The organism is Streptomyces sp. NPDC006283, from assembly GCF_040613325.1.
Taxonomy (GTDB): domain Bacteria; phylum Actinomycetota; class Actinomycetes; order Streptomycetales; family Streptomycetaceae; genus Streptomyces.
In genome coordinates, this window is sequence record NZ_JBEXRZ010000382.1 from 1 (window position 1) to 3,426 (window position 3,426).

General features: G+C 64.6%; 2 protein-coding genes and 2 pseudogenes. 2 read left to right on the forward strand and 2 right to left on the reverse strand.

Features of this window, described 5'->3' with window-relative positions:
* Window positions 1-84 precede the first annotated feature (84 nt).
* Together ABZ070_RS36255 and ABZ070_RS36260 are read right to left on the reverse strand one after the other, a co-directional pair.
* Complete coding sequence (locus ABZ070_RS36255) at window positions 85-438, reverse strand: hypothetical protein (protein WP_356640334.1); 354 nt, start codon at window positions 436-438, stop codon at window positions 85-87.
* 697 nt (window positions 439-1,135) lie between these two features.
* Window positions 1,136-1,619, reverse strand: a pseudogene (locus ABZ070_RS36260) (IS21 family transposase); the annotation flags it as partial.
* Between the two features lie 436 nt (window positions 1,620-2,055).
* Between ABZ070_RS36260 and ABZ070_RS36265 the strand changes: the two are divergent.
* Window positions 2,056-3,285, forward strand: a complete 1,230-nt coding sequence (locus ABZ070_RS36265; RefSeq protein ID WP_356640335.1) for an Ig-like domain-containing protein — start codon at window positions 2,056-2,058, stop codon at window positions 3,283-3,285.
* Between the two features lie 17 nt (window positions 3,286-3,302).
* Window positions 3,303-3,426, forward strand: a pseudogene (locus ABZ070_RS36270) (IS5/IS1182 family transposase); the annotation flags it as partial.

Genomic DNA, 3,426 nt, shown 5'->3' on the forward strand with positions numbered 1-3,426 from the left:
AACACTACCCCCCCCCCCCGGGGGCCCCCCACCCCCCCCCACCGCCCTGCTCCAAGCCGTCCCTGCGCCGATCAAAGGTGCTGCTCAGACGTACTGAAGTCGCCAGCTCACCCAAGTGGCGTACGGATCGGCGGACTTGAGGTTGAATACCTGGCGCGGCTCATGGTCACAGACGACAGGCGTGTCTTTGGAGTCGACCATGTGGCCGTTGCGGTACCAGTCGAAGCGCATGAACACGCACCGCCCGTCCTTCTTGCGGTCGGCAACCCAACCATTGACGTGAGCGGGGTTCCAGCAGGGGTGACCGGCCGAGGCTCCCCACTCGGGGGCGAACGACCACCCTGAACCGCACGAGGCCGCCGACTGACTGCTCTGGGCCGCCTGCGCAGTGCCTGACACCAAGCCGGCCGCTGCAAATGTGGCCGCAATTGCCGCCACGACGGTGGCTCTGCATCGCATTAACCCACCTCCGATACTTGTTGAAACGTGCATGCGTTCCGTGCACACCACATCACAGCACGTGAGGTCCAGTGACCCCAGCCCCCTATCCGGCCATGTGTGAGCGCCTGTTAATACGGCGCAATCCAGCGCCCGCAAAGCGGCATGGGCAGATCAGGCGAACTCTTCATCCTGCGCGTGGTGTCAGCGCGAATCCTCTGATCAGGCCCCGCCGAACAACACTCGCTCCGCAGGAGCGCGCCCGCTCCACCGATCACCTATCCACGTGCCGAAATACCGCTCCCAGCAGCTTGTACTCGTCGAGTGTGCGTCACCATGACGACATGCCATCGGCGCATACAGCCCTGTCCGCTGTCGCCGAGTTCCTGACCGCACCGCTCCTTGAACGACCCCGACCGCCTCCGCCCCTGACCGAGACGAGCACCCAGCGGCCCTCCTCGCAGTCCGGAATGCTCAACGTCCATGGCTTACGAGTTCGTGCGTGATTAGCGGTGAGATGGCTGACCTGGGTCGTTGGTCTGAATGTGGTGGGGGCTGAAGGGGCCCAGTGTCGAGGGAGTGAATCGTGGCATGGAAGCTCTCCTCTGATTGAGAACAGAGAGGCGCCCGCCGTACGTGGCAGCCGGAGTGACGGCGAGCGATGTCCAACCGTCGCGCCGGCTCAGGGCCAACCCCCGCGCGAGTACGACAGCGTCATGTGGAAGGAGTAGACCTTCGGGATGCCCATGTGGGGGAGAATCTTGCCCTCGTCGCCCAAGTCGACCTGGGCCTGGGCGCCGGGGATGACCTCGAACCGGCGGTGCATGCCGGCGAGTTCCTTCAGGGTGATGCCGAGTTCCTCGGCGATGCGGGGCCGGGCTTCCTGAACGTAGAGCTTGACGCGCTGATAGTTGCCAGTGAATCCGTACTCCGCGGCCAGCCGCTCGTGGATCACCGCGGCCTTCATCAGGATCTCCGCCGGCAGCATCGAGTCGACCAGACGCGCAAACTCGTCGATCCCCTCGCCTTCGGCCGCCCGTTCGGCGACCGGCGCGGCAGGGTCGCCGGACCCGGTGCCGACAGGTACTTGCGGACCGCCTTCCGGTCCAGCCCGTCTCCCGAGCCACCTCCGACAGGCTGATCGCCCCGGATTCCAACAGATTCCGAAACGCCAACTCCAACTATCGATGCGGATCCAGGACCGCCGTCGACCGCCTTCCGCCGCCTCTCACCGACCAAGCAGCAGAGTGCCGAGCAGCAGGTCTCACCACATCAACTGTCCCTTGTCATCCTTACGCGGGTGGGGCGTTCACGTGTACGCCGACGAGAGCTCGCAGCGGAGCCCGATGGGATATTCGCAGGCGCTGGTGGTCGCAGTGGCGGAGTGTTCGGCGCGCGCGGTGCTGGACACGGCAATCGGCGGTTTCAAGGACTCTGAGCGGATCGTGCCCCGACGAACGGAAGCCCATATCGAGTCACACGCTCAGCGACACGAGGGACCCCCTGTAGGACCTGGTGCGTCGATCAGTGGTGTTGCCCACAAAATCCGCCAGGGCTGGAACCTGGCGGGGCTTTTTTGGCTTTTCTGGATAAGAAATCGCAGGTGAATCGGTGACGATGGAGAAGCGTGTGATAATGGACAGCAAGCGGCGTGGACGTCTGACCGTGTCCGCTCTGCTCGGCAGCGCACTAGTACTCACGGGCTGCAGCAGCGCCGATGCCGACGGCCTTGCCGCCGCGAGCTCGAAGAAGTCCCAGGGGCAGGTGGACGAGGCGGCGGCCAAGGCCGCCTCGGACGCCCGAATAATCATCTCGCCCAAGAGCGGCGCGACCAACGCGGGCATCAACAACGACGCCAAGGTCACCGTCAGCAAGGGTACGCTCACCAAAATCACCATGACCACCGGCGACGGCAAGAGCTGGGCGCCGAACGGGCAGCTGGAGCGCGCGACGGTCTACAAGATCTCGGCCTCCGTCAAGGATGCGAAGGGCCGCGAGGCGCACGAGAGCTCCTCGTTCACCACGGTCTCGCCCGACAATAGCTTCATCGGCAACTTCACGCCCGAAGACGGCTCAACCGTCGGCGTCGGCATGCCGGTCTCGATCAACTTCAACAAGGCGATCACGGACCGCAAGGCCGTGCAGGCCGGTATCACCGTCTCCTCCAGCAGCGGCCAGGAGGTCGTCGGCCACTGGTTCAACTCCCAGCGGCTCGATTTCCGCCCGGACGACTACTGGCAGGAGGGCTCGACCGTTACGCTGAAGCTGAACCTGGACGGTGTGGAAGGTGCCGACGGCGTCTTCGGCGTCCAGCAGAAGACGGTGTCCTTCACCATCGGCCGCAATCAGGTCTCCACCGTCGACGCCTCCGCTAAGACCATGACGGTCACTCAGGACGGCAAGACGATCAAGACCATCCCGATCTCCGCCGGCTCGTCTGAGAACCCGACCTACAACGGTCGAATGGTCATCTCGGAGAAGTTCAAGGAGACCCGGATGAACGGTGCGACCGTTGGTTTCACGGACGACGACGGCAAGGGCGAGTACGACATCAAGGACGTCCCGCACGCCATGCGGCTGTCCACCTCCGGCACGTTCATCCACGGCAACTACTGGGGCGCCGACTCGATCTTCGGCAGTGTCAACACCAGCCACGGCTGTGTCGGCCTGAACGACGTCAAGGGCGCCGGGGACCCGAAGCAGCCCGCGGCCTGGTTCTACGACAACTCAATCGTCGGCGACGTCGTGGTCGTCAATAACTCCAAGGACAAGACGATCCAGCCCGACAACGGCCTCAACGGCTGGAACCTGAGCTGGGCCGACTGGAAGGCCGGCTCGGCGGTCTGATCCGCTGATCCCACGGGCTGTGGGAGATTGCGGAGCCGCTGATCCCGCCGTCGAAGGTGCGGGCCGCAGGGCGGCGGGACGCAGGACACGTCTGATGAGACGCTGTTCGCGGCGATCATCTATCTGTTGGTCAGCGGCTGC

What these genes read in the sequence shown, in the direction of transcription:
- ABZ070_RS36265 (WP_356640335.1), top strand. Translation starts at nt 2,056, where the DNA reads ATGGAGAAGCGTGTGATAATGGACAGCAAGCGGCGTGGACGTCTGACC.